Source organism: Streptomyces sp. NPDC032822 (genome assembly GCF_055578825.1).
Genome location: NZ_JBVIOL010000028.1, coordinates 1 through 22147, shown reverse-complemented (window position 1 = coordinate 22147; position 22147 = coordinate 1). Strand labels below are relative to the sequence as shown.

Annotated in this window: 20 protein-coding genes and 2 pseudogenes; 12 read left to right on the top strand and 10 right to left on the bottom strand. The window is 68.1% G+C overall.

Annotation, left to right across the window (positions count from 1 at the left end):
- Positions 1-138: 138 nt before the first annotated feature.
- Positions 139-1119, bottom strand: coding sequence for a hypothetical protein (locus ACZ5VD_RS40455; protein ID WP_468685449.1), 981 nt, complete (start codon positions 1117-1119; stop codon positions 139-141).
- 478 nt (positions 1120-1597) lie between these two features.
- On the opposite strand from ACZ5VD_RS40455, the gene ACZ5VD_RS40450 reads away from it, so the two are divergent.
- A complete protein-coding gene (locus ACZ5VD_RS40450) occupies positions 1598-1780 on the top strand; it encodes a hypothetical protein (RefSeq protein WP_468685448.1) in 183 nt (60 codons plus the stop codon).
- Positions 1781-1958: 178 nt separating this feature from the next.
- Here ACZ5VD_RS40450 and ACZ5VD_RS40445 read toward each other — a convergent pair whose 3' ends face one another.
- From ACZ5VD_RS40445 to ACZ5VD_RS40425, 5 genes are all read right to left on the bottom strand, one after another.
- On the bottom strand, positions 1959-2198 hold the full coding sequence (locus tag ACZ5VD_RS40445; RefSeq protein ID WP_468685446.1) for a hypothetical protein: 240 nt from the start codon (positions 2196-2198) through the stop codon (positions 1959-1961).
- Positions 2195-3133 (bottom strand): hypothetical protein, encoded by a 939-nt coding sequence (locus ACZ5VD_RS40440; protein ID WP_468685443.1) that lies wholly within the window; start codon positions 3131-3133, stop codon positions 2195-2197. Before ACZ5VD_RS40440 ends, ACZ5VD_RS40445 begins: the two co-directional genes overlap by 4 nt.
- A gap of 926 nt (positions 3134-4059) precedes the next feature.
- Positions 4060-4617 (bottom strand): integrase, encoded by a 558-nt coding sequence (locus ACZ5VD_RS40435; protein ID WP_468685442.1) that lies wholly within the window; start codon positions 4615-4617, stop codon positions 4060-4062.
- Complete coding sequence (locus tag ACZ5VD_RS40430; RefSeq protein ID WP_468685440.1) at positions 4614-5342, bottom strand: SDR family oxidoreductase; 729 nt, start codon at positions 5340-5342, stop codon at positions 4614-4616. Before ACZ5VD_RS40430 ends, ACZ5VD_RS40435 begins: the two co-directional genes overlap by 4 nt.
- Before the next feature lie 1608 nt (positions 5343-6950).
- Positions 6951-7352: a hypothetical protein gene (locus ACZ5VD_RS40425; RefSeq protein ID WP_468685438.1), complete on the bottom strand. Its 402-nt coding sequence runs from the start codon at positions 7350-7352 to the stop codon at positions 6951-6953.
- 128 nt (positions 7353-7480) lie between these two features.
- Between ACZ5VD_RS40425 and ACZ5VD_RS40420 the strand changes: the two genes are divergently transcribed.
- The 4 genes and pseudogenes from ACZ5VD_RS40420 (at position 7481) to ACZ5VD_RS40405 (ending at position 10693) form a co-directional block, all read left to right on the top strand.
- Entirely contained in the window at positions 7481-8716 is a 1236-nt protein-coding gene (locus ACZ5VD_RS40420) for an IS701 family transposase (protein ID WP_468685514.1), read from the top strand.
- Between the two features lie 138 nt (positions 8717-8854).
- A pseudogene (locus ACZ5VD_RS40415) lies at positions 8855-9644 on the top strand (IS5 family transposase).
- Between the two features lie 62 nt (positions 9645-9706).
- Positions 9707-10354: a LysE family translocator gene (locus ACZ5VD_RS40410; protein WP_468685437.1), complete on the top strand. Its 648-nt coding sequence runs from the start codon at positions 9707-9709 to the stop codon at positions 10352-10354.
- A gap of 213 nt (positions 10355-10567) precedes the next feature.
- The gene (locus ACZ5VD_RS40405; protein WP_468685435.1) at positions 10568-10693 is read left to right on the top strand and encodes a hypothetical protein; all 126 of its coding nucleotides are present in this window, start codon (positions 10568-10570) and stop codon (positions 10691-10693) included.
- Positions 10694-10868: 175 nt separating this feature from the next.
- On the opposite strand, the gene ACZ5VD_RS40400 is transcribed toward ACZ5VD_RS40405, so the two are convergent.
- Together ACZ5VD_RS40400 and ACZ5VD_RS40395 are read right to left on the bottom strand one after the other, a co-directional pair.
- Positions 10869-11480: a hypothetical protein gene (locus tag ACZ5VD_RS40400; protein ID WP_468685433.1), complete on the bottom strand. Its 612-nt coding sequence runs from the start codon at positions 11478-11480 to the stop codon at positions 10869-10871.
- Between the two features lie 137 nt (positions 11481-11617).
- On the bottom strand, positions 11618-11803 hold the full coding sequence (locus ACZ5VD_RS40395; RefSeq protein WP_468685431.1) for a glycine zipper family protein: 186 nt from the start codon (positions 11801-11803) through the stop codon (positions 11618-11620).
- Between the two features lie 580 nt (positions 11804-12383).
- On the opposite strand from ACZ5VD_RS40395, the gene ACZ5VD_RS40390 reads away from it, so the two are divergent.
- Together ACZ5VD_RS40390 and ACZ5VD_RS40385 are read left to right on the top strand one after the other, a co-directional pair.
- Positions 12384-13625 carry a hypothetical protein gene (locus ACZ5VD_RS40390; protein WP_468685430.1) on the top strand — a complete coding sequence of 414 codons (1242 nt, stop codon included), beginning with the start codon at positions 12384-12386 and terminating at the stop codon, positions 13623-13625.
- Positions 13622-15124, top strand: a complete 1503-nt coding sequence (locus ACZ5VD_RS40385) for a hypothetical protein (protein ID WP_468685429.1) — start codon at positions 13622-13624, stop codon at positions 15122-15124. Before ACZ5VD_RS40390 ends, ACZ5VD_RS40385 begins: the two co-directional genes overlap by 4 nt.
- 41 nt (positions 15125-15165) lie before the next feature.
- Here the strand turns inward: ACZ5VD_RS40385 and ACZ5VD_RS40380 are convergent, their stop codons facing one another.
- The gene (locus ACZ5VD_RS40380; protein WP_468685427.1) at positions 15166-15954 is read right to left on the bottom strand and encodes an NAD-dependent epimerase/dehydratase family protein; all 789 of its coding nucleotides are present in this window, start codon (positions 15952-15954) and stop codon (positions 15166-15168) included.
- Between the two features lie 855 nt (positions 15955-16809).
- Here ACZ5VD_RS40380 and ACZ5VD_RS40375 point away from each other — a divergent pair.
- The 4 genes and pseudogenes from ACZ5VD_RS40375 to ACZ5VD_RS40360 all read left to right on the top strand — a co-directional run bounded on the left by ACZ5VD_RS40375 (position 16810) and on the right by ACZ5VD_RS40360 (position 19765).
- The gene (locus tag ACZ5VD_RS40375) at positions 16810-17058 is read left to right on the top strand and encodes a transposase (protein ID WP_468685426.1); all 249 of its coding nucleotides are present in this window, start codon (positions 16810-16812) and stop codon (positions 17056-17058) included.
- A 54-nt stretch (positions 17059-17112) separates the two neighbouring features.
- A complete protein-coding gene (locus ACZ5VD_RS40370) occupies positions 17113-17862 on the top strand; it encodes a class I SAM-dependent methyltransferase (RefSeq protein WP_468685512.1) in 750 nt (249 codons plus the stop codon).
- Between the two features lie 239 nt (positions 17863-18101).
- The gene (locus ACZ5VD_RS40365) at positions 18102-18560 is read left to right on the top strand and encodes a hypothetical protein (RefSeq protein WP_468554878.1); all 459 of its coding nucleotides are present in this window, start codon (positions 18102-18104) and stop codon (positions 18558-18560) included.
- 83 nt (positions 18561-18643) lie between these two features.
- Positions 18644-19765: pseudogene (locus ACZ5VD_RS40360) on the top strand (IS630 family transposase).
- Here the strand turns inward: ACZ5VD_RS40360 and ACZ5VD_RS40355 are convergent.
- Positions 19766-20233 (bottom strand): GNAT family N-acetyltransferase, encoded by a 468-nt coding sequence (locus ACZ5VD_RS40355; RefSeq protein ID WP_468554881.1) that lies wholly within the window; start codon positions 20231-20233, stop codon positions 19766-19768. It lies immediately after the preceding pseudogene.
- 432 nt (positions 20234-20665) lie between these two features.
- On the opposite strand from ACZ5VD_RS40355, the gene ACZ5VD_RS40350 reads away from it, so the two are divergent.
- Positions 20666-21271, top strand: a complete 606-nt coding sequence (locus ACZ5VD_RS40350) for a transposase family protein (RefSeq protein ID WP_468685424.1) — start codon at positions 20666-20668, stop codon at positions 21269-21271.
- Positions 21272-22147: the final 876 nt, after the last annotated feature.

Below are 22147 nucleotides of genomic sequence, written 5' to 3'. Positions count from 1 at the left end.
GGTGCGGAAGAAGCTGTGCATCACCAACACTCGATCCTTCGCCCCAGTATTCGCCACTGGAGTGTCAGGAAGTCGTCCGCTTCACGAGCTGAGGCCCAACAGCCAGGCTGGTGAAAGGAATGCGCTTGGGCGGCGGGGTCAGAAGCGGTCGATACGTGAGGCCAGGCAGCCTGGGCACAGGCCCATGTCGTTGCCCTCGGGGACATACCGCCGTTCACAGCTCTCGCAGCGCCGCAGGTTGTCGAAGCCGGTACCGCAGGCGTAGCAGACAGAGTGCTGGTGGCCTGGGGCGGAGGCCACGCTGGCCAGGGCAACCAGGACCGCGGTTTGGCCGCAGTCCGGGCAGTCGACCACGTCGCACCAATCGGCGTGGATGAATCCTCCGTCCACGGCCGCCAACTCGGCACTCTCCCAGCCGTGATGGCAAAAGCGACAGGACAAAGGCCCATTCCCGTCGCCGAGGACGACGGCCCATTGGGTGCAGGACGGGCACTGAACTGTGGTGTCGAGCACCTCGTCCAGTTCGGGGCGTAGCTGGTCGTAGCGTCGTTTGAGGAAGGACTGGATGGTGCCGAGTTTCGCGCGAACATAGGCCAGTCCCTCCTCGACCTGGTCATTCTCCGGCACGCCGACGTCAGCTGTCGCCGCGGGTACCAGCTCGGCGTGGACGAAACCCATGAGGAAGTCCAGGACCTCAGCGGCGCGGGCCTCGACGGCGCGGGCCGGGGCGGTCAGGGCGTAGTGCTGCAGAGAGTTGCGGGACTTGGACAACGCCGTCAAGGCGGCCATGTGTCGGTCGTCCACGTCGACGCCGACGACGTTGCGCAGCCGGTTTACAGCGTTCTGGGTGGTGCAACTCTCGAAGTCCCAAGCATCGAACTTCTTCCGGGTGGCGCTCCCGGGATCTTTGAAGACCAGGCTCCAATGCTCGCGCAGCAGACGGGTTTTGAGCAGAACCTCGGCCGCGGCCTGGAGGTGCAGCACCGCGTACTTCAGATCCCGCGGGCCAGGCGGGTCGGCGGCGGTGAGGTGGTCGACCACGCTGCGCAGGTAGTCGACGCCGTTCTCGACGGGTGGAAAGTTCAGGTGTGTCGGCTGAGTACCGCTCGACTCGTTCACGCCGGAACCTCTTCGCCTGGTAGCGCGACGACTGCAGTCTGACGATCCATAGCGACGAGTCTCCCAGGAAGGTCACCCACACTTGTGCCCATCGGCGCCGACCGGTCATGGAGATTTCCGGGTGCCGCAAGAGCTGATCGGCTGAACTACTCGCCGTGGCGAGCAGATCGCGGCCTGCCTCACCGAGCTGGGGACGGAATACGTCACCGCCGCCGACGACGACGGAAAACTCCGCTTCCTGTCCGTGCTCTCCGAGAGGGGCCCCGCGCCAAGCTGAACCAGATGGCGGTGAAGACGCCTCGCCCGCCCAAGCAGACTGACCGGCCGTTCGCGCAGCTACGCGCCTGGTGGAAAGCGAGCGCAATCCGAAACTTCGGGACGGAGCTCATCGACTGCCTCCTCGAGCACGCCTGAGCCGCAGTCTTTGCGATCGGGGCCGAGTCGCAGCCCATTGCCGACGTTGCAGTGGCGGCCCGACGTGACCGCGATGGTGTTCGTGATGGACGGCGGCCGGTCGCACCGCCGGCCGAAGCCCGCCGTCGCCTCGCGCCACGCCGGAATCCAGCCCACCCCGAACCCGGTGAGGGGCGAGATCATCCCCATCACCACGGCCGCGATCCACGAGCTGGAGGACGCCTCAGCCTGTCCCAGCTCCTGCTGACCACCCCGCCGACGGCGCCTGACGCTGCAGCAGTTGTTCACGAGTGTGGAGAACAACTCGATCCTGGAGGAGGGCTGCAAGGCCATCCCCCTTCCGACCCCCGGCAACGCTGATACGGCGCGGCCCGGGGGGTGTTCCCCCGGGCCGCACCAGCCCACGTCATCAGGGAGGGCGGTCGTCAGCCCTCGCGGCGGCGCACCGCCCGGAGCGCGACGTCGTACGCCATCGCGCCGAGCGCGAGAACCACAAGCGGCCACACGAGCGGGGATCTTGCCGGGACAGCGCCGTGGACCAGGAGCGCACCGAGGCTGCTGGTGCCGAGTATTGCGGTGCAGGCCGGCAGGTCCGGAGGGGTGATCTGCAGCACGATCTCCCGGCGTACGTGCGGGCGCGAGAGGGCCGGAGAGGGAGCGCTCATCGGCCGTTCTCCGTACCCGTCCCGGCCTTCAGAGAGCTACTAGTGGTGTGGGCGGCAAGCCGCTTCATCTTCCGGCGGAGCCGCTCGGCGACAGCCTTCGGCTCTGGAAGACCGGCGGCCATAGCAGCCTCGGGCCAGTTGGCGATTCCGCGGCGGCTGCGCCACGTAGCCACTGCCAGCTCTTCCGGGGAGAGGGTTTCAAGGATGGCGATCAGGCGCGAGTCCTCGAAGCCCTCGAAGGTGTGGTCGGTAGCTGGCTGTCCGGAGAGCACGTCGTACAGGGTCATTCCGTGGCCGAGCGGGGTGTCGAGCAGGCGCACGTAGTCCTTGTTGGCCTTGCGGTCCCAGATCGGCTTGAGCTGCTTGTTGATGACCTTGGCTTCGGACAGGAACAGGTCCAGGGCGCCGGGGGAAAGCCGGCCTTCGTTGTAGAGCGGGTCTGCCCAGTTGCCGAGCAGGGCGGTGGAGATCGGTTCGCTCCACCCACTCCACTTTCCCAGCGCCTCCGAGGTGTAGGCGCGGATCGCGGCCTGGTCCCCGGCGAGGGCGGCCTCGCGGGCGTTCAGTGCCCGGACCACGTCGGGCACGGGGATGCCGGCTGCCTGGAAGCCGGACTCGATCGTCTGGTTGGCCGGGTGGTCGGGCTTGAGCACCGCCATGCCGGTGGTGGTGGTGATCATCGTGGGAGGAGTGCCGCGATTGAACGGCTCGGGTAGGTCGAACGTACCGTCGGTGTCGAGGGCGACGGTCCCGTCCTCGCGAAGGGTCACGAGCTCGCCTCCGCTCTCGGTCCAGTCGGCCGGGAACAAGGCCATGACCGCCCCTGCGGCCCCCGGGTCCCAGTTGAACTCGCCAATCCGCTCTGCCACGTGGGTGTCGATGGAGCCGTTGTCCTCGACCATGTAGTAGCTGGGCGCCTGGTCCTCGGTGGCCATGGGTGTCTCCTTGCGTCGCTGGAAAATCCTTCTCCCCTTGGGCCCCACACGGGCCCGATCCGACAACGCCTCCACAGATCTCCGTGTGAGCTGCATCATGCAATCAGGGTGCGCGCAGCCTCAGATCGCCCCGGCGTCATGACGGCACGACAGGTCGCCTCGAGAGGCCGCGTACGTCGGCCGGGAGCTCCTTCCTGAGGGCGACGCCGCTCTGCGCCGGGTAACGGACGATCAAGCAGCCGCAGCAAGCCCACGAGCCGGAGCACTCAGGCCCGGCCAGGGCTGGTCGGCGTGCTGGCGGACCCTGACACCGGTGGCGGGCTGCTGCTCGGGTGCCGGGTGTCGGTGGTGCTTTTAGGCTGGGGGCTCGGGGCGTACTGGAGGTTTGCCATGCCCCGGACTATTTGGAGCGGTGCCATCTCGTTCGGCCTGGTCACTTCTCCGAACCACCGGTTCGGCCGAGAACGGATTCGACTCCCGATGGAGCGGCGGGAAGCGCAAATTGCGGGCGGATCAGGCCGGGATGCTGACCGAGCGTGCGTGATGCGGAATGCTCTGGCCATGAGCGAATCCGAGCGGCTGGCGAAAGCTCTCATCGAGTTCCGGGAAGCCGAGGGCATCTCCGTGAGGGAGCTTGCACGTCGCACACAGTTGAGCCAGGCGACCATCAGGCTTCACGAGAGTGATCGCGGACGCCCGCCCGTTCTCTTCGCAGCCCGCCGTTTCGAGGAGGTTCTCGGCTGGGCACCGGGCAGCATCCCGAGCACTGCGCACGAACCGAAGGATCGCGAGCCTCCGCCGGACTCCAGCGCTGTCACTGGGTAAGTCGAGCAGTCAGGACTCCTGGCGGCGCGCCGTGCGCGCGACGAGGACGAACAGCCCTTGCTCGGATCTCGGTCAGGATTCCCCGCCACCGAGACGGACGATCAGAGGTTGTTGGAGCGCCCGGCGATCTGACCGAAGGTGGGCAGGCCCAGGTGGATCACCGAGGGTTTGAGTGCGGCATCGAGCTGGGTCAGCTTCTCCTCGGCACCAGCCAGGCTGATCTCCAAGCCCTCGACCTCCCCATGCCAGCCTTCGCGCTGAGCTTCGGCGATCCGATCGAGCAGGTTGTCGCGGATCTCGAGCAGGCGACCTTGCTGGGACGGCTCGGCGCGGAGGAGTGAACATCGGACGCACGCGTGCTCGTGGATGCACGCAGTTCCGAAGGCCCGAGCGCAGGTTCCCAAGGAGAGTTTGCGCTTCTCGAAGTGGGAGAGGAAGGCGTCCCACTCCTCGTTCGTCGGGGTTCGATATTCCTCGCTGGGACGGAGTGATCGGCGACGGGCGATGAACGCGCGGTGGGCTTCGATGGCGTCTGCCGTGTGGATGGCTAATGGTGGAGTCGGGTATTGGAACTGTCTGAATACCCCGGCCCGGGGCCCGTGTGACGCCCCGGACCCCGGTGTCAGCCGCCTTGTGTGGAGGTGCCAGGAATCGGTCATACCTGTTCGAAGTGGAACGCCTTGATGAAGCAGTCGCGGGGCTGGGCGACGGCGAAGAGGATGCACTCCACGAGTGACTGTGCGGTGAGTGCGTCCTTGGCCTCGCGCGGTGTGGTCTCCCATTCCTCGGAGAGCGGGTCAGGGTTGGCGAAGTCGGGCGGGTAGAGGGAGATCACCCGGACTCCCTGGGGCCGCAGGCGCTTGGAGAGGATCTCGGCGAACCCTGTTTGGGCGCTCTTGGCCGCGTAGAAAGCGTCGTGCGCGTCCGAGCGGTGATGCCCGGCCGTTCCGCAAGCGGAGACCATGGTCACCACGTCCGGCTTATCCGAGTTGAGCAGGAGAGGGAGGAAGTTCTTCACGGTCAGGACGGTGCCGGTGGCGCCGGATGCGATGGTGTCGACGATGTCGGCGTCGGAGGCGGATTGGAGGTCTGGGCCTTCGAGGTAGCGGGAGCCGTTGTTGATCAGCACGTCGATGCGGTCGGTGTGCCGGGCGACATCGGCAGCGAAGCCGCGGATCGAGGCGGGGTCCGTCAAGTTGCAGGAGAAGGCGTGGACTTGCTGGTGTCCTCGGTCGCGAATTTCGTCGCGGACACGCTCAGCGGCGGCGAGGTTCCGGGCGGAGAGGAAGACCTCGGCGCCGAGGTCTGCGAGACGGATGGCCAGGGTGCGGCCGAAATCACGGCCAGCGGCCGTGATGACCACGCGGTGGTCGTCGAATCTCATGTCGTCGCTCCTGCTTCGTGGATCGGATGTTGGGGTGAAGTGCGGCGGCTGACATCGACACCGGTGGACGGCAGCCCTTTAATCTTGCGCCAGTGGATCCATCGCCGTGTCTCCGTTGCTGGCAGAGCACGATCCGCCGGGAACACAATGGCGCCCAGCGCAACTACTGCTCCCGCCGCGACCTGCACGGTGTCCACTGCTCAGCGACCGCGCCTCAGTCGATCGATCCAGCGGCCAGGGCCACGTCGTGACCGGCGAGAACGCGGCTGAAGCGGCCGGTGGTCCTGTGCCCCCGCAGGGCCGGTTCCGCCAGGGCTTCGCCCCCAGTGATCGTCAGGTGACAGGATCGGCGCCTTGCGCTCCGTCTGGGCTCGGATCTCAACGTGAGATGCGTGAGCCGTGATACGGAACGCCTCTTCATATGAGGCCAAGGCTGCACTCATGGCCCCGCCTGCCAGGCCCCGGCGGCGAATACGTGATGCCAGCCACGCGAAGAAGCCCAGGACCGCTGCGAGGATCGCAGCCAAGATCAGAAACGGTAAGAACGCTCCCATGGGCAGGAGCCTACTGCGCTGATTCCTGACACTCTTTGATGCCGACCATCACGACGGCACCGAGGACGGGACCACCTGAGCGGTGTCAGTTCTCATCGGCATGCGCCGACCCTGTGATCATCACATGCTGCCCGAACTCGGTGACAAGTGGTGTCGCACGTGACTTGCGGGGCCGCGTAGAGCACCAGGGTGAGGTTTCCGCGTCCTGCGGGAGTCGCTGGTCGGCTGGGTTTGGCGGGTGTTGAGGTTTGTGTGTTCGGCTGTTGTCTGCTGGGTGTGGTGTTTTTCCTCGGGCTCGGTCGGGCTGGGGTGCCGGGGTGTTCCTGGTTGCGGGGGAGCTGTAGGGGTTGTTGATGTGTTCGAGGTGCGGGGATTGGCCTCGGCCTTCGGGGTGAGGGTGCGGTATGGCGGAGGCCCTCGGTTGTGAGGGGCGTCGGGTGGTTCTCCGTGAGGGCGTTGTCGTGTGGGTCCCCGACGGGGCTCCTGGACGGATCAACTCCCACTTGCCGTTTCAGCTTCGACCGGAAGCCTTCCTCCTGGCTCGTGTCCGTCGGTAAATCCGGCGCGGTGCACAGGTGGTGCGCCCGCATCGGATGTTCCGTGTCCTGGAGGGCCTCGACGATGTCCCGGTGCGAACCCGGCAGCACCCCCATGGCCGGCTCGGGTGTCCAGTGCGGCACCAGCCGCACCCCGACCGGCGATCCCGCCGGCAACGGGTTGTCCTCCATTTCTGTCTCGCCTGGGTCCGCTTCCGCCCCGGCGACCGAGACCGTCGCGTCGTCGAAGAAGATGTCGGTCATCGTCTCCCGCGTGATCTGCAGCCGGGACGACGCGTCCTCCCACTCGGCGAGGCGCCTGGTCAACTCGTCAATCTGGCCAGGCCAGATAGTGCTGTGGCCGGAAAGGTTCGCCGGGTCGGCGAGCGCGTTGCCGGATGGACAGCGACGTCCGCCCTGATCGCTGGGTTAGTACTCCAGCTATAGATCGTGATCTTGCTCGCGAACGGGCCAGCTGCCGAGCGCCCTGCATGCGCTGAGGTGGCTATCTCGGCAGATCACTTGCTGAGGCGGGTGACAGTGACGTCGATGGCGCCGGCGTCTGGCCCCGGCGAGTCCACTGCGACGCGCACGTTGAACTCGCCGCGGTCGCCCACTCGATGCACGAAGCGTGTCAGTTGCTCGACATCGCCGACTGCGATGCGGCCGTCAGGCAGCAGGAGGGAGCCGTCGAAGACCGTGATGAATTCCGGGTCGGGCCCTTCGGCCTCCGGCGTTTGGGGCTGCGTGAAGAGACGCACTTTGATCAGTCCCCTCTGAGCGCGAACCCGAACAGCCACGTGGGTGTCACAGCTAGCCGCAGGGGCAGCCTCCAGGGCGAGGGAGACTGGAACCCAGTCGGTCGCTCCCAGGTGCAGCACGGGGTGATTCACGTAGATGTCGACTCCGGCGACCTGCACGGCGCTCCTCCTGCTCGCAACAAGGAGCGGCCACCGTTGATCATCGGTGTGTGAAGACAAACGATCATGCGGTGGCCGCAGGTCACAGCGTAGACCCTGCCCGCTGGCAGGAGGAGTTCGAGGCCCTTATGGGGCGCATAGCCAGCCGGTTCGCCCGGGTTGAGCCCCGGCGCCGAGCCGGGCGGCTGGTGCTCGGGTTGCTGTCGAACCTGCCGCGCAAGAACTGCTGGAGCATCGCGGAGTGGACTGGAGAACCGACCCCGCACGGCATGCAGCATCTGCTGTGCCGGGCCTCCTGGGACGCCGACGCGGTGCGTGACGACGTTCGCGACTACGTGGTGGAGCAGTTGTATGACGACCAGGCAGTCCTCGTAGTCGACGAGACCGGCGACTTGAAGAAGGGCACCCACACCGTCGGTGTCCAGCGCCAATACACCGGCACCGCAGGCCGGATCGAAAACGCCCAGGTCGCCGTCTACCTCGTATATGCGGGGCTGCGCGGGCACGCGGCGGTGGACCGCGAGCTGTACATTCCGTGCTCCTGGACGTGCGACCCGGATCGCTGCCGGGCCGCAGGGCTGGGTGAGGACACCGCCTTCGCGACCAAGCCGGAACTGGCCACTCGTATGATCGGCCGGTTCCTGGACGCCGGGCACCGCGTGGACTGGGTCGCGGCAGACGAGGTCTACGGCGGCAACCCGAAACTGCGGACCGCGTTGGAAGAGCACGGAGTCGGCTACGTGCTCGCCATTGCCTGTTCACCCGAAGTCGACACCGGTGCAGGAAAGTTCCGCGCGGACGCCCTGGCTGCGAGGGTGCCGAAACGGGCCTGGCAGAAGTTGTCGGCAGGGGCCGGCGCCAAGGGCCACCGCTTCTACGACTGGGCCATCATCGGCCTGGCCGAACCCCGGCCCGGCGCTCACCAACTGCTCATCCGCCGCAACCGCACCACCGGAGAACTCGCCTACTTCCGCTGCTGGTCGCCTGCCCAGGTGCCCCTGACCACGCTGGTGCGGGTCGCCGGATCAAGATGGCGGGTGGAGGAGACCTTCCAAACAGGAAAGGGCCTGGCCGGACTGGATGAGCACCAGGTCCGCCGCTATGCCTCCTGGGTCCGCTGGGTCACCCTCGCCATGCTCGCCCACGCCTTCCTCGCCGTCGTCCGCGCTGACGAAGCCCGCGATCCCGGACCGACCGACTTGGTACCGCTGTCCTGCAACGAGATCCAGCGCCTGTTCATCACGCTTGTCGTCCGGCCGGTCCACGACGCAGTCCACCAGCTCAACTGGTCCGACTGGCGACGCCGCCATCAAGCCCGGTCCCGCACCAGCCATTACCGGCGACAAGCCGCAAATCAAGCATGAAGATCACGATCTACAGCTGGAGTATTAGGGCCGCTTGGGACCGTGACTTAGAAGCCCTAACAGAAGCCGATGATCATGTGACTGTCGGTCTGGTCGGTCGTTGGTGTTGTCGTGGGAAAGAGGGAGTCGCGTCCGTGGATCGTCTCGGACGAACTGTGGTCGCTGGTCGAGCCATTGCTGCCCCAGCCGGGTCCGAAGCTGGTGGAGGGCCGGCCACGGGTCCCGGACCGGCAGGCGTTGTGCGGGATCCTGTTCGTGCTGCACACCGGCATTCAGTGGGAGTACCTGCCCCAGGAGCTGGGCTTCGGCTCCGGCATGACGTGCTGGCGGCGCCTCGCCGCATGGAACGAAGCCGGCGTGTGGGACAAGTTGCACCTGGTGCTGCTGAAGAAGCTGCGGGCCGCGAAGAAACTGGACTGGTCGCGGGCGGTGATCGACTCCTCGCACGTGCGGGCTGCTCGGCGCGGCCCAAAAGCGGGCCCAGCCCGGTCGACCGCGCAAGGCCGGGCAGCAAGCACCACGTCCTCACCGACGGCCAGGGCATCCCGCTCGCGGTGTCGCTGACCAGCGGGAACCGCAACGACGTCACGCAGTTGCTGCCCCTGCTGGACAAGGTTCCGGCCGTGGCCGGCGTCGTCGGCCGGCCCAGACACCGGCCCGACGCGCTCCTGGCCGACCGCGGCTACGACCACGACAAGTACCGCCGCCTGCTCTGGGCCCGCGGCATCCGCCCAGTCATCGCCGAACGAGGCCACCACACGGCTCCGGCCTGGGCATCTTCCGCTATGCCGTCGAGAGAACGATCGCCTGGCTGCACGGCTTCCGCCGCCTACGGATCCGCTGGGAACGACGCGACGACATCCACGAAGCCTTCCTCGGCCTCGCCACCTGCCTCATCACCCACCGGCACGTACAGCGCCTTTGTTAGGACATCTTAAACTGGGCACTGCTCTTTCCGGACGAATCCGCTCTCGGTTATCGTCCGTCCTTATGCCCGTGAACCTGAGCCTGGTCGTCGGTTTCCTTCTTCTGTCGGCCGTGCTGTCGATGATCCCGGGGCCATCTGTCTTGCTCGAGACCAGCCGTGCCATCACTGTGGGGCGTCGATCGGCGATGTGGATCGTGCTGGGGAACGCTCTGGGCGGTCTTGCACTCCTAGCGTTCGTGCTCGCTGGCCTTGGAGCAATCGTCGAGGCATCGGCCCAACTCTTCCTTGCAATCAAGGTCGTCGGTGCGTGCTACCTATTCTGGCTGGGCGTCAGTGCCCTGCGCTCCGCCCGGTCCAACTCCGTGAGTGAGCCCTCCGCCACAACCGATGCCCCGCACGGGACGTCGTGGGCTCGATCGGTACGACAGGGCCTTGTCGTCGGTGTCGCCAACCCAAAGAGCATCGTGTCGCTGGTGGCCGTCCTGCCCCAATTCGTTGACCACTCGCGTGGAAACCCCTTCGTCCAGATGCTGGTCCTCGGCCTCGCTGGAGGCGTGGTCCAAGTACTCATCGAAACCATCTGGGTCTGCGCAGCCGGATCTATGCGGACCTGGTTTCTGGGGAAAACACGCCGTATCCGGGTTCTCAAAGCCAGCGGCGGGGTTGCCATGATCGCGTTTGCCAGCAAGCTCGCAATCGAAAGCCCATAGAGCCATCCGCTGTCATCGTCCCGTCGGCCAGCCTGTACGCCATGGCGTCAGTACCGCCGGTGCTCCTTCGCAGGGTCACCCGGAGACCCCGGTACCGAGCACACCATCTACTGCCCGAAGGATCCGATCAAGCCGGGACAGGCGGCAAGGACCTACACCACGACACGGGACATCCAGAAATCCGAGCTCCACTCCAAGCGCGTAATGTACTACTTGAAGGTCACCAACGAGCAGGAGCAGGAGCTGATGGCCAACCTGCAAGACGAGTGCGCCTTCAAACTTCCGGCAGGCGTCGAGACAGTGTCCAACTCCGTCACCGTGGAGCGAGCGTGGAAGTAGTGCCCATCGATAGAGGGTGAGGTGAGGCCCGGTCCGGGGTGCAGCTCTCGGGCTGGGACCGGGGCGCAGCGATCGACCAGAATCAAACGTATGGCCGCAGACCCGGAGAGACCAGATTCCGGCCGGGCTGCTTGCCCGGATCCGGGATGCTCCTGCCTGTTCAACCAGCAGGCGATCAACTTCGCGATCTCCCCGCGCAGTGCGGCGATCCGATCGCGCGCAGCAGCCTCGTGCCGGTCCAGTTCTCCAGCCACGACACCGCAGCCTCCCAGCCCGAACCATGGATACGGTGATCCGGCAAACGATACGCGGTGAATGAGCTGCCGGTGGTGGTGGCGGTGACGGGGATGACGAAGTAGCGCACCGATGCGTCGGCATACTGCGCAGCGACGGTCACCGTCCACTGGCTCGCGCCGCGCCGCGCACTGCGTACTGCTGTCACGGATGCCAGCTGCGGCTGCGCGCCGGCGGCCGGGTGCGGCAGGTCGGTGTCCGGTGCGAGGGACTGCGCAAGCCGCGCCTGCGCACCGTCGGCGCTGCTGCGCAGCCATGCACCGACGAACAGCTGCGCATGGCCCGCCGGGTCGGCTGCGGCGGCCGGGTGGGCTGCGGCGTCTGTGGTGTGCACAATGGCGGGTTTGTCCGAGAGGGTGGCTGTGGCCGTGGCCGGGCCGGATGTCACCGCGATGCCCAGGGGGAGGGGACCGGCTGCGATCGTGGTGAACAGGGCCAGGCGGGTGGGGCGGACGCGGCGTTTCATTCTGTTCAGTTCGGTGCCTGTGGCCATCGGCGCAGGGGCGTTGCTCGCTGAGGCCTGCTTACCGGGGGACATGGTCGGACTCCCAGGTCGGAACGTGTGCCTACGGACCTTGAGGAAGCCCGCCGGCCTCGGCCCGGCCTCCGGCCATGGGAGGCCGGCCATGGTCACGAAGGGGATACAAAGCCTGTGGTCGGGCCCATGGTCGGCCCGACCACAGCCCCGACCACAGCCCCGACCACAGCCCCGACCACAGCCCCGACCACAGCCCCGACCACAGTCCCGGTCGTGGGGTATCGGCACTGACCGGGCAGGCCCGGCCCGGCCACGGGCCCGACCACGGGTCCGGCCATAGTCCCGGCCGTGGGGTACCGGTACTGACCGGGTGGGCCCGGCCCGGTCAGTACCGTGGAGGCGGGGGGAACGGGAATCCGGGCCCAGGGGGTAGGGGAGGGGAAGGCGGGCGGCGGAGCGGGCGGGCGGCCTTTTCAGGTGCGGGTTGTGGCAGGCCGGTTGTGCATGGCCGGGCCGGGTGCGCAGACCTGGGGCCTGCGGTGCCCCGTGGTGCGGCCGGTTGGGCGTGGCCGGGTCAGGTGCGCAGGTCCGGGGGCCGCGGTGTCCCGTGTTGTGCAGTGGGTTGCGCATGCCGGCTGCGCATGAGGGGACTTGTTGCGCAGCCGTCTGCGCAACGAGTGCCGCTGCGTAACGGGTGCCGCTGCCGTTGCGCGTTGAGTGCCGCAGACGGCTGTGCAGCGGGTGCTGCTGCCGTTGCGCTACCGCGATTGCGCAGCGGTCCGGAATGCCGGGGAGGTCTGTGGTCGGCCCGACCACGTCCCTGACCACGGCAGGTCGGCGCGCTTGTTGTCCGATTGTGACCGGTGGTCGGGGTTGGTGGCCGTCAGGCTGGTCGGGGGTGGCGGGTGTGCTGAGGGCATGGAACACACGCGCGCTTGCACGCCCCGGACCGTCGGCCGACCCTCCTCGGCGTGCCCGGCCTTCCTCGGTGTGCCCGGTGTGCCCGGTGTGCCCGGCGTGCCTGGCGTGCTGTCGTGGTCATGGCGTGCGGCCGGCGCCGGAGGCACGGCGGTGAGCCCCTTCGCGGCGGGGGTTCGTCGGGGTGTGGTGGCGTCCGGTCAGTTCGCCCGGGTGGCCAATGCGCTGTTGCGGGAGCGGCAGTTATCGTTGAGGGCCAGGGGGCTGTTCGGGCTGCTTTCCATGTACCGGGAGGGCTGGCGGGTGTCTGTCGCCGGCATCGCCCGACGCGGCTGTGATGGTGTGTCAGCCGTCAAGGGCGGGTTGAAGGAGCCGGGGAAGGGCGGCTTCCTGGTCCGCGAGCGTGAGCGGGACGGCGCTTTCGGCGCGGCTCTCTGCCTGATCACCGATCTGCCGGCCCTGTCCGCTCTGCAGAACGCCTGGTCACTGTCGGGGTCGGGTTTTTTACCAGTGGCTGAGCCTACGTTGGCCGGTGGGCCCGTTAAGAACACCATCGTTCAGAAGACTGCTCAGCAGGACACCAGAGCCCTCCTGCCCGGCGCCCGCGCAGGTCTGCCGCGCCGCAAAGCAGCGGCAGTTCCATGGACGGTGCCGAATCCACCCGCAGTTCCACGGGCGGTGCGGAATCCACTGGCGGCCGGGGTCCTCGGATCGGGAGTGTGTCTGCTGCTGGTGTTCGGTGCACGGTACTCCGTGCTGCTGTTGTGTGGCTGGGTCTTTTCCGGGCTGGGCCGGATTCTCACCGCGATGCTGGATGCCGGCTGGACGCGCGCGCAGCTCGAGTACGTCGTCGGCGGCCGTTCTCTGCCGCACTCCATCCGCGCCATCGTCGGTGCGGTCATCGCTGCCCGGCTCCGTGCTGCCGGGGCTTGCCCGCCGCCCGTCACCCTGGCCGGTCAGCACGGCACGCCCGTGGGGGATGGCTCGGCGCCGCGATCGGCCGGCTCTGCGGCCGTGCGCACGGTGGGCCAGGCCCTGACCTACCGCGCCCCTATCGAATGCGCCGGCTGCGGTGTGCCCGTAGCCGTCCCGGGCGTGGATCTCTGCCCGGCCTGTCTTGGCTGGCCGCTGTGCCGTACCTGCCCGGGGCCCACGCCCCGGCGCGCCGACCCCGATGGTGACGGCCGTTGCGCCACGTGTGCCTGCGTCTTCATCGGCCGCCTGGAAGGAAGCAGTCCGTGAGGGACACGCCCCGCACACCGCAGCCCGCCGCGGCCGCGCACCATCAGCGCCCCTTCACCTGTGACCGGGGCCGGTGGGAGAGGGAACGTTCCCGTGCCCTGCGTACCGGTCATGTCCGCGATCACACCTGCTCGGCGGAGTGCGAGCTGGTGCTCGTGCACGAACGCACCCGGTGGGGCTACCTCGCCTGGACTGTTCCCGGCGACGGCAGCCTGCCCGAGATCCCTTATCAGATCGGGGTCCTCACTCCGGCCGCGACCGGTCTGCAGCGCCTGGCCCTTCGGTGGCTGACACGGCGTCCCGCCCACCGCATCGCTCTGGCTCCCCTTGTCCCTGGATCCCTGGGGCTGTCCGCCGTCGTCGTCGCTCTGATCGGCCTGGCCGCCGCAGTGTTCGCCATGAGCCAGGGCCTGCCCGGCGACGTCGCGCTGCCGGCGATGCTGCTCGCCCCGCTGCTCGCCGGGCACCTGCCCGGCCGGCTCGATGCCCGTGCCCGCGCACAGGTCCGCAGCGTCGGGGGCGAGAGTCCGTGCCGCTGCCTGCAGCGCCTGGCCGCCCTGCACACCTCACTGGTCCAGGCCGCTGCCGGAAGCGACCGCCACGAACTGCGCCGCCCGGCCGAGATCGGCCACCACCTGCTGTGGGATGCCGCCGGCCTGCTCCAGACCCAGGACACCCGCCCGGCCTCAGCCGCCCTCATCGCCCGTGAACGGCTGCTGCTCCAGCTCGTCGGCCAAGTCGCCCACATCCTCCAGCGCACTGCCGAGGACGGCACGGCCGGCACGGACCACAACCGCAGGCCCGGGCGGCCACGGGGCCCCCGCCCGCGCGACGCCCGGCCGACGGCACCCCCGGCACCTCACCCCACGTCCGGCACATCGCTCCTGAAAGGAACCCTCCCCATGCCCCAGCCCGACCCCGGCCCGGTCCGTACCCAGCCGGACTCCGGCCCGGTCCGCACCCAGGACGTGTACCTGCTCTTCGCGCACGAGCCGTACTGGCCCGGCCCCGGAACACGGGAGGTCAATACCACCGTGGTGGCCGCCGGCTCCCTGCTCCATCCGCAGGTGCACCAGCCTGACGGCGCCCGGATCCACGGCCTGCTCACCCAAGGACGGCAGCCGGGCGAGATCGTTCCGCTGGCCGCCCTCACCCACGAACTGAACGGCGGCGCCGGCTGGCCGGCCGTCGGCGACTTCGAACGTGTCACCGCCGGCCTGCTGCAGCTCGTTGGCGAGGGGGAGTGCGATGCCTTGAGCCTCACCCTTCCCGTCATGGCCCGCGCCCTGCTGTGCACGGGTCCGGGCAGCCAGGTGCGGGCCGTGGACGCCGTGACGGGCGAGCCCGTCGTCTACGGGATGAACGACCGCGCCGAAGTCCTGGACAAGGTCGGTCTGTTCCTCACCGCCCTCGTGGCCGAGCAGCCCCTGTGGCCGGGCGAAGGCCTCCTGCCGCCTCGCCATAGCCCGGGCCTGAGCCGCCGCCCAGGGCTCCAGTAACCGTTGACGGTATGCCATGGTCGCCGTCGGGCCGGCCAGAGTCAGGGCCAGATGTGCTGCAGAGTGAATTCAGGCGTCGCATATGGTCCGGCCTGAGGCGCCGAGGGATCGGCAGGAACCTCGGCGTCGGTTACGCGCGAGGCATACGCCTCGGCGTTGTCGACAGGTGTGTAGGCCAGGACTGACTCGTCAGGGAGTTCCCAGAACCGTCGGGTGTTGGCGGAGACCGCATACGCCGTGGCGAAGCGAGTGGACTGCGGGGCGGTGAGTGCTGCCCGGATATACCCCACGGTGTCACGCGGGCTGAGCCAGGTCGCCAGGTGCCGAGGTTCTGTGGGCGTTTCCTCGAAGCTGCCGATGCGCAGGCATATGACCGAGAGGCCGAACTTATCCGCATACAGCTGACCCAGGGCCTCAACGGCTACCTTGCTCACGCCGTACAGGCCGTCAGGCCGCGCAGGCTCCAGCGGACGTGTGCAATGAGCCGTGGGATAGAAGCCCGTGATGCGATTACTGCTGGCCAGCACCACCCGCCCGCTTCCCACACGCCGCGCTGCTTCCAGCACATGGTGGGTGCCCAACACATTCGCCTGCAGGAGATCGGCAAGAGGCGCCTCATCCGGCACTCCGCCCAGGTGAAGCACCGAATCCACACCGGCCAGCGCCGACTCCACAGCTGCCGCATCCCGCAGGTCGACGATGCGCACCTCTTCCGTTGCCGTCTCCGCCCGGAGCGGAACACGGTCCAACAGGACCAGCCGATCCGCATCGCCTCTCAGAGCCGCCCGGACCACGGACCCGATGTTGCCCGCTGCTCCGGTGACCGCCACCGTTCCCAGACCCACTACGCCCCCACAGGCTCGACAATGCCCCGAATCTGCCAGCCACCCCATCCATTCCTCGTCCCAGTGCGCCGTCCCGGAGTGGTGTCAGTTCTCATTGATATTTCGCTGCCCTGTGATCGACACGTGGTGCTCAAACCCGTCGACAAGTGGTGTCCGTCCTCACGAACGAAACCAGCGCCCCCGTTGCCCTCCAGGCCGCCGGCCGGTTCCACCTGTGGCAGGGCCTGGGCCGGGCTGTGGAGACCTGCGTCGCCGCTCACCGGGAGTGCTTGCGGGCACCGGTACCGCTCAAGACGACGAGTGCCGGCAGTCCGCCGGACGGCTCGAGGCCTGCTGACCGGGAGCCGGTCGGCAGGCGGGCTCAGCGCAAGAAGGCCGCGCACGCCCTGGTCCACGAGTTGCTCGCCCGGGGCCACTCTCGCCGGGCGATCGCCCGCCACCTGGGCTGGGGCCTCAGCACCGTGTTGCGCTACGCGCGCGCCGCGCACTGGCAGGACACTCTCCGCGAGAACCGCCCGGCATCCAGCAGGCTGGCCCCCTGCAAGCCCTACCTGGAAGAGCGGTTCGCCGCGGGCTGCTCGAACGTCACCCTCCTGCACCGCGAACTCCTCGCCGGAAACGTCCCCGTCACCTGTCAGATGGTCCGCGCCTGCATCGCCACCCTGCGAGCCACCCCGCCACAGGCGCCGCCTCCACCGCCGACGGTGCGGCGGGTGACCGGCTGGCTCACCCGCCATCCCACAGCCCTGAGGGAGGAAGATGGCGCCGTGCTGAAGGGCATCCTGGCCCGCTGCCCCCGAGCTGGACGCCGCCGCAGGGCGCGTCCGCGGCTTCGGCGAGATGATGGCCCATCGCCTCGGTCCCGCGCTCCCTGTCTGGATCGACGCTGTTGAGGGCAATCAGCTGCCGGGCCTCACCGGCTTCGTACTCCGCCTGCTCCGGGACCTCGACGCGGTGACGGCCGGCCTCACCCTGCTCTGGAGCTCCGGCGGCACCGAAGGTGCCGTGAACCGCATCAAGAAGATCAAGAGGCAGCTCTACGGACGGGCGGGATTCGAACTGCTCCGCAAGATGATCCTGTTGCAGTGACCCACCCGCGATATTCGGGTGAACGTACAAAAGGGGCTGCGTAGGGTGACGTGCGTGGACCCAGCTGACTTCTACACCGGCATCGTTGCAGACCTCTACGGACCGCTGAAGTCCTTCTCCCAGGACCCCGAACCCTACGCAGCCTTCATTGAGCAAGCCGGCGTGCCGGCACTGGAGCTGGGGTGCGGAGACGGTGATCCCCTGCTCGAACTGCTCCGACGCGGCCTGGACGTCGACGGCGTCGACTCCTCCGCCGACATGCTCGAGCGGCTCCGACGCAGGGCAGACCAACAAGGCATCCGTGCCACCGTGTTCCACCAGCGCATGGAGGCTTTGAACCTACCCCGCCGCTACGAGGCGATCTTCCTCGCCGGGCCGACCTTCACCCTGCTTCCCGACGACGCCACCGCGCTGGCCGCCCTACGCGGCATCCGCGCTCACCTGGCAGAGGGCGGCACCGCCCTGGTGCCCCTGTTCACCCCCGCACCGACCCCCGCCGAACAGATCGGCCGGGTGCGCACGGCCACCGCACCCGACGGCGCCGAGCTGCGGGTATCCGTCGTCGCCGAGCAACGCGACGAGGCAGCCCGGACACAGACGACGCTTCTACGCTACGAACGGCACCACGGCTTGGACAGCACCATCGAAGAGCGCCCGTGGATTATGCATTGGTACACCCGGGAGCACTTCGAGAAGCTGGCCACGACCGCCGGCCTGGCCGTGACCGCGGTCACCGATCCGGAGGGCAAGCCCGCCCCAGCTGATGCCACCGGCCTGCTGCACTTCAGGCTCCACACCACCTGACCGCCTCGCCTCCGGGAAGGTCCGGGGTCCCCCTCCGCGACCGCTCCCCAAGGTCTGTGCCAGACCCCGGTTGGGGTCTGGCACAGACCTTGGGGAGCGGTCGCGGAGAAGTTATGACCGTGTTCGAGTCGGGCGCCGTGCGCCGGGGTAAATGGTCACGATGATGCGCCCGCCCACTGGTACTCCAGCCGTAGATCGTGATCATGGATGCGGAGGTCGTCGGCCGGTAGCCTGCCCATGTGGCTGAACCCTGGGATGAGCAGCAACTGATCGCGGACGGCTTCGAGCGGGCGTACTCGGTCCTGGAGTGGTACGACGGGCCGCGTCACGGACTCGCGGTCATCAATGGTGTCCCGCACTACTTTGAGGGTTGGGACTATCACCCGGCCAACACGGCCAACGAGTACGTCGTCTGGCCCGCGAGCGAGGCGGCAGTGGCGATGGAGCGCGAGCAGTGGGCAATCTACGTCAGGTACGAGGTCTCTGACGCCGGGAGGGAGGAACACCCGGCGAACGGAGGGGTCGATGCCCGCTACGACGAACTGAACGTGCTGCTCGCGCCGTGCCGTCGGGCACCGGACGGTGCTCGGCGGCTTATGGGCGAGGTGCGGTTGGACGATGGAGACCGCTACCGGCCGGACGGGGGAGACCTCTGGTTGCGGTGGCGCCCGAGCAGGGAGACCTCCGTCGATCGCTAGTGCTGTGACCGCGTAGGTTCGCCGGGTTGGTGGTCGTGGCGGTTGGATGTGCGGTGACGTCCGATCCGACCGCTGGAGACGCGGTGGCTGAGCCTGTCCGTGTGCGCAGACTGACCGACCAGGAAGGTCAGCGGCTGCAGCAGATCGTGCGTCGTGGCAGCACGAGTTCGGTGCGATACCGGCGCGCGATGATGCTGCTGGCCTCGGCCGGCGGGAACCGCGTGCCGGTGATCGCGCAACTGGTGCAGGCCGACGAGGACACCGTCCGGGACGTGATCCACCGGTTCAACGAGATCGGCCTGGCCTGCCTGGACCCTCAATGGGCGGGAGGCCGTCCCCGCCAACTCAGCCCTGACGACGAGGACTTCGTCATCCAAACGGCCACCACCCGACCCGCCGAGCTCGGCCAGCCCTTCACCCGCTGGTCGATCCGCAAACTCGCCGCCTACCTGCGTAAAATCCACGGCCGGATCATCCGCATCGGCCGCGAAGCATTACGCTGCCTGCTCGCCCGCCGCGGCATCACCTTCCAGCGCACCAAGACCTGGAAGGAATCACCAGACCCCGAGCGCGACACCAAACTCGACCGCATCGAGCACGTCCTGGACCGCTTCCCGGACCGCGTCTTTGCCTTCGACGAGTTCGGCCCGCTCGGCATCCGCCCCATTGCGGGCTCTGGCTGGGCCGAGCAACGGCGTCCCGACCGGTTGCCCGCCACCTACCATCGCACCCACGGAGTCCGGTACTTCCACGGCTGCTACTCGGTCGGCGACGACCGCTTGTGGGGCGTCAACCGCCGCAAGAAGGGCGCCGCGAACACTCTCGCCGCGCTGAAATCGATCCGCGCCGCACGGCCCGACGGCGCCCCGATCTACGCGATCATGGACAACCTGTCCGCCCACAAGCGCGCCGACATCCGGCGCTGAGCGAAGAAGCACAAGGTCGAGTTGTGCTTCACCCCGGCCTACGCCTCGTGGGCAAACCCGATCGAGGCACACTTTGGACCGCTGAGGCAGTTCACCATCGCCAACTCGAACCACCACAACCACACCGTGCAGACCCGCGCCCTGCACGCCTACCTGCGCTGGCGCAACGCCAACGCCCGCCACCCCGACGTGCTCGCCGCCCAGCGCAAGGAACGCGCCCGCATCCGAAGCGAGAGAGGCATCCGCTGGGGAGGCCGACCTCTTCCAGCAGCAGCTTGATCAGACAGGAACTTCAAATATGACTTCGAGGCCGTCTTCCTCGTCCCATTGCTCTCCGACCTTCACAAAGCCAAACCCCGAAATCGTGGCCAGGGATGCGGCGTTGTCAGGACTGATCGTCACCCGCACGGTCCCGACTCGGGCTTCGGCAACGGCCCGATGCACCAACGCGGTCAGCATCGCCCTGGCGTAGCCCTGACGACGGTAGACGGGGACCACCGAGTAACCGAGCTCCACCATCCCCGCCTCATCCGGCGGCCCATGGAACCCGGCATACCCCACGACGGCACCTTCCGGCTCGGCCACCACAATCTCAGTGAGCCACCCCGTGTAACCCGGGTCCGAGGTCAGCTGATTGACCCGATACTGCCACACCCACTTTGCCGTGTCGGTGACGAAGTACTCGGTGAGAGCGACACCTGCTTCGGCACTCGCGCGAGCCAGGTCGTCCTTCAGCAAGGCCCTCATGGTCGTGCTCGACAACTCAACAAATCGCACGGACTTCGGGCTCGTGGGTGCCGGGGTCCGGCGCTCGACTTTGTCTGTCACAGCTCGAATCGTCGTAGAGAGTCCAGGACGTGTCCAACTGTTTCCACAGTGGCTGATGCATGCCCCGACCAGATCGCGCCCCATCCACTCGTCCCTACCTGCGCCCCGGTGAACCTTCCCGGTCAGAGCACCAGGCGGATGCCGATCAAGTCCGCGACGACCTGCGTGCCTTCGAGCTGAACCACCCGGCGACGACGCCGCCATGCCCGCGTCCGCCGCAGTCACCGTCGCCCGCCAGGCACCCCCCACTCACGAAGAGCATGAACTACCACTGGAGTGCTAGTCAGTGACGCTCCATCAGGTGCGGGCTCGGATCGTGATGGATGGAGGTGTGCGCGCGGACGGTCGGGCATGGACTTCGAAGAATCCTGCTGGGCCTGGCTCGTGTTCGCCGGCCTCGACGGCGAAATCGTCATCAGAGCGGCCCGGTCGTTCCTGGGGTTGGTGTGCGTCATGGGGTGGGGCCGGGCGAGGAATGCGGAGTGCCCGGACTGCGGGCGGTGGAGTGGCCGTGTCCACGACTGTTGTCGCCGGCGGGTGTACGACCTCCCGCTGGGCGGCCGGCCTGTGGTGATCACGTTGCTGGTATGCCGGTTCATCTGCGATAACACGGGTTGTGGGCGGCGGACATTCGCCGAGCGGTTCGCACTGCCGACCGTCCCGTGCGCTCGGTGGAATCGGCGTCTGGGCTCGTGGCTGGAGATGATAGGGCTGGCTCTCGCCGGCCGGGCCGGGGCCCGGCTCGCGACCTCGCTGGGCGTCATGGGGGGCCGTATGACGTTCCTGCGGCGCGTACTGAACCTGCCTGATCCCGAAAGAGGGGTCCCGCGGGTTCTTGGTGTCGATGACTTCGCCACCCGGCGCGGTGCCACGTACGTGACGGTGATCACCAGTGGCCAGACTCACCAGGTCATCGACGTGCTGCCGGGCCGCGAGGCAGGCCCTCTGGCTGGCTGACTACGCATCCGGGGGTGGAGGTGATCTGCCGGGACCGGGCCGGGGCCTACGCGGAGGGCTCGCGGCTCGGCGCCCCGGACGCGGTCCAGGTCGCCGACCGCTTCCCCCTCTGGCAGGGCCTGGGCCGGGCGGTCGGGAAGACCGTCGCAGCACGCCGCGCCTGCTTGCCAGAACCTGCCCCGCAACCGGCCCCGGCGGACCACACCGAACCGGCGGCCGCGACGGACCCCACCGGGCTGCGGGCAGAGCGCATGCGGGCGGCTCACGCGCAGGTCCACGGACTGACCGCCCAGGGGCACAGTCTCCGGGCTATCGCCCGGCACCGCGGCTGGGGCCGCAGAACGGTGATGCGGTACGCGCACGACGCCCGCTGGCAAGACATGGTCACCGGGATGCCCCGGCGGCCGAGCAAACTCGACCCCTTCAAGCCCTACCTGCAACACCGCTGGTCACAGGGGTGCACGAACGCCTTGGCCCTGCACCGCGAGATCGCCGAACGAGGCTACCTCGACGGATACGCCTCCGTCCGCGACTACCTCGCGGCCTTCCGCCGGACGCAGTGCCAAGCGCCGCCGGGTCACCGGCTGGCTCACCCGACGCCCCGGCACGCTCGGCGAAGAGGAACACCAACGCCTCAGGATGATCCTGGCCCGATGCCCAGAATTGGAAGCCACCCACCAGCACATCCGTGACTTCGGAGAGATCCTCGGCGGCCGGCTCCCCGCCTGGATCGTGGCCGTCGTCCGCGATGACCTGCCCGGGCTGACGGGCTTCGCCCGCGGCCTAATGGGAGCTACGGAATCGGGGAATGCTCGGTTCCGTAGCCGCCAGCAGGTGAGCACTATCGCTGCCGGAACCGTTCGAGTTCTGTGTTCA

Excerpts from the sequence above, each read along its gene's own strand:
- ACZ5VD_RS40445 (WP_468685446.1), bottom strand. The coding sequence starts at position 2,198 with ATGAGCGCTCCCTCTCCGGCCCTCTCGCGCCCGCACGTACGCCGGGAG.
- ACZ5VD_RS40440 (WP_468685443.1), bottom strand. The coding sequence starts at position 3,133 with ATGGCCACCGAGGACCAGGCGCCCAGCTACTACATGGTCGAGGACAAC.
- ACZ5VD_RS40435 (WP_468685442.1), bottom strand. The coding sequence starts at position 4,617 with ATGACCGATTCCTGGCACCTCCACACAAGGCGGCTGACACCGGGGTCC.
- ACZ5VD_RS40430 (WP_468685440.1), bottom strand. The coding sequence starts at position 5,342 with ATGAGATTCGACGACCACCGCGTGGTCATCACGGCCGCTGGCCGTGAT.
- ACZ5VD_RS40420 (WP_468685514.1), top strand. The coding sequence starts at position 7,481 with ATGGGGCGCATAGCCAGCCGGTTCGCCCGGGTTGAGCCCCGGCGCCGA.
- ACZ5VD_RS40410 (WP_468685437.1), top strand. The coding sequence starts at position 9,707 with ATGCCCGTGAACCTGAGCCTGGTCGTCGGTTTCCTTCTTCTGTCGGCC.
- ACZ5VD_RS40400 (WP_468685433.1), bottom strand. The coding sequence starts at position 11,480 with ATGGCCACAGGCACCGAACTGAACAGAATGAAACGCCGCGTCCGCCCC.
- ACZ5VD_RS40395 (WP_468685431.1), bottom strand. The coding sequence starts at position 11,803 with ATGGCCGGACCCGTGGTCGGGCCCGTGGCCGGGCCGGGCCTGCCCGGT.
- ACZ5VD_RS40390 (WP_468685430.1), top strand. The coding sequence starts at position 12,384 with ATGGAACACACGCGCGCTTGCACGCCCCGGACCGTCGGCCGACCCTCC.
- ACZ5VD_RS40375 (WP_468685426.1), top strand. The coding sequence starts at position 16,810 with ATGATGGCCCATCGCCTCGGTCCCGCGCTCCCTGTCTGGATCGACGCT.
- ACZ5VD_RS40355 (WP_468554881.1), bottom strand. The coding sequence starts at position 20,233 with ATGAGGGCCTTGCTGAAGGACGACCTGGCTCGCGCGAGTGCCGAAGCA.
- ACZ5VD_RS40350 (WP_468685424.1), top strand. The coding sequence starts at position 20,666 with ATGGACTTCGAAGAATCCTGCTGGGCCTGGCTCGTGTTCGCCGGCCTC.